The sequence below is a fragment of the Ochrobactrum sp. MYb379 genome (assembly GCF_037479515.1).
Taxonomy (GTDB): Bacteria; Pseudomonadota; Alphaproteobacteria; order Rhizobiales; family Rhizobiaceae; genus Brucella.
In genome coordinates, this window is record NZ_JBBGYW010000039.1 from 1 (window position 1) to 1,698 (window position 1,698).

Consider the following 1,698-nt stretch of genomic DNA (forward strand, 5'->3'; position numbering starts at 1 on the left):
TGTCAATCGGAACGGAATATTGGATCTGACGCATTTTTGATGACGATATCTTTCACATTGCGCCGATCAACCGTGCCTGAAGAAGATCCAGCTTGGCACGCCCATACATTTGCCTTTTAACGAGCTTCAGCTTGTTGATCTGCCCTTCGACCTGGCCGTTCGACCAAGGTTCGGTGATGGCGGCGGACACCGCTGTCTTGTCTTTCAGTATCCCGTTGGCGAAGGGGGCAAACAGACTGTCGCGTGCATCAGCGATCCACGGGTCGAGTTCTGTCTTGGCCTTCATTCGGATCATTGTCTGGAAACGATCAATTAGATTGCGAGCTTGGATCAAGGCGGGAACGCCGACTTCTATGGCCGCAATGGTGATTGTGTCAGCCTTACTCAGTTGATCACGAGCAGTTGTCATCAATCGGGCAATCGTTCTGGCGGATGGCACTTTTTGAAGTTGCTGATCGCAGACCCGCTCAGACCGCCGTCGCCTTGCGGCCCACTCCCCAACGACACGAGAACAACCACGGAAGCCTTTGCACTTTAGCTGTCGCCAGAGTTCAGCGCCGTTGTGCTGCCCAGATCCCCAGAGTTGATCCAACAGCGGCAGATAGGCCTCAAGGGAACTTTGTCTGACACGGAACACATCAGTTCTGTGACCGCGGACAATCTGGCGAACCGTTCCGCGGCTATAGCCGGTCTGTCGCACGATTTCCTTGATTGGCACGCCATCGGAAGCCAGCTTGGTGATTGTCGAATTCACGTCCTCACGCCGTAGATAGCTCTCATATTGCAGTCGTTCAGCGCAAGTGAGTAGCGCAGGATTGATCGTCGTAGCACCAATTGCGGTACGGATCGCCCGCATGGATTTGCGCACGACGTCGAGGAACGCTGCGCTGGCGTTCTCCATCAAATGCCAACGATCTGCGACCTGCATAGCATGGGGTAAAGCCTTGGCAGCAGCTTCACGATAGCCGCCGCCTCTATCGCGTGAAACAATCGCTATTTCGGGGTGCTGAGCAAGGAACGTCGAAACTGTCGCGATCTCCCGATCAGGCAGAAGTTTGACAATCCTTCGCTTCTCAAGATCACATACGACGGTGCCATAGCGGTGATTGCGGCGGAAAGCCCAATCGTCAATTCCGACGGCGTTTAGAGCATCATCCGGCACCATGGATTTTCTTCTCACCGCACGGATGAGTGTGTCATTGCTAACTGGGATCATCAAGCGTTTGGCAAAGGCTGCTGCGGGCCGCCCTCCCAGAGCCAACCCGAGATGATGTACGACGGTATCAAGTCGAGCGGTTCGACGGCTGCGCTCCGCAACGATAAGCTCTCCAAACCTTTCGACGAATATCCGGCGACGACAAACTGTCATCTCACAGATAAAGCGCCTTGCTGATAATCGCAGTTGGACCTTGGTGCCACCACAAGGCAAATCAGCAACTATCCGAACGTAGCGGCTATGAACACGATCTGACATTTGGTTGCATAAAGGGCAGGAACGTTGATCAGCGGCTGCCCGCGCTGAAACAATGATAACCCCGTTGTCCTCGTCGGAACGCTCAACAATCAATCCGACCGGGATCAGGGACGACAGACGAAACTGGGTCGCCATGATGCTGATTCCTTTCTGATAACCGCGTCAGTTTCGACCGCGAAATCATCAAATATGAGTCAGACCCAATATTCCACGCCGAAACACAC

At 53.9% G+C, this 1,698-nt stretch carries 1 protein-coding gene; it reads right to left on the reverse strand.

The window, feature by feature from the left end; translation table 11 throughout:
- Positions 1 to 52: 52 nt before the first annotated feature.
- Positions 53 to 1,609 carry an ISL3 family transposase gene (locus WH356_RS23955; RefSeq protein ID WP_339515402.1) on the reverse strand — a complete coding sequence of 519 codons (1,557 nt, stop codon included), beginning with the start codon at positions 1,607 to 1,609 and terminating at the stop codon, positions 53 to 55.
- Between the last annotated feature and the right edge of the window lie 89 nt (positions 1,610 to 1,698).

What these genes read in the sequence shown, in the direction of transcription:
- WH356_RS23955 (WP_339515402.1), bottom strand. Translation starts at nt 1,609, where the DNA reads ATGGCGACCCAGTTTCGTCTGTCGTCCCTGATCCCGGTCGGATTGATT.